The sequence below is a fragment of the Streptomyces sp. SID13726 genome, from assembly GCF_010548375.1.
Classification (GTDB): domain Bacteria; phylum Actinomycetota; class Actinomycetes; order Streptomycetales; family Streptomycetaceae; genus Streptomyces.
In genome coordinates this window covers 1-394 of the sequence record NZ_JAAGLY010000795.1, presented here as the reverse complement: position 1 = coordinate 394, position 394 = coordinate 1, and the positions used below count along the sequence as shown (strand labels likewise).

Annotated in this window: 1 protein-coding gene; it reads left to right on the top strand. The window is 72.8% G+C overall.

Annotation, left to right across the window (positions count from 1 at the left end):
- Positions 1 to 394 (top strand): alpha,alpha-trehalase (locus tag G3I78_RS50350; RefSeq protein ID WP_239158506.1); only part of this gene is annotated, 394 nt, incomplete at both ends.

Sequence of the window (394 nt, the reverse complement as noted above, 5' to 3'; positions counted from 1 at the left end):
ACCTCTACGGCGACATGCTCGCGCTCGCCGAGGTCGGGACGCTCAACGGCGACGAGGCGACCGCGACGGAGTACCGCGACCGCGCCGCCGCGCTGCGCGAGGCCGTGGACACCTACCTCTGGGACGACGAGCGCGCGTTCTTCTACGACGTCGTGGACTGGGAGAACCCGGACCACGAGCGGCTGCGCGACCGGCTCGACGTCGGGTTCGTCCCGTGGAAGTTCGGCCTCGCCTCGCCCGAGCACGCCGTCGCCCTCGACCAGCTCCTCGACCCGCAGGGGTTCGCGGCGCCGTACGGCCCGACGGTGACCGAGCGTCGCTCGCCCGACTTCTGGCGCTCGGCCGACCAGGGCTGCTGCAAGTGGGACGGGCCGTCGTGGCCGTTCTCGACCTC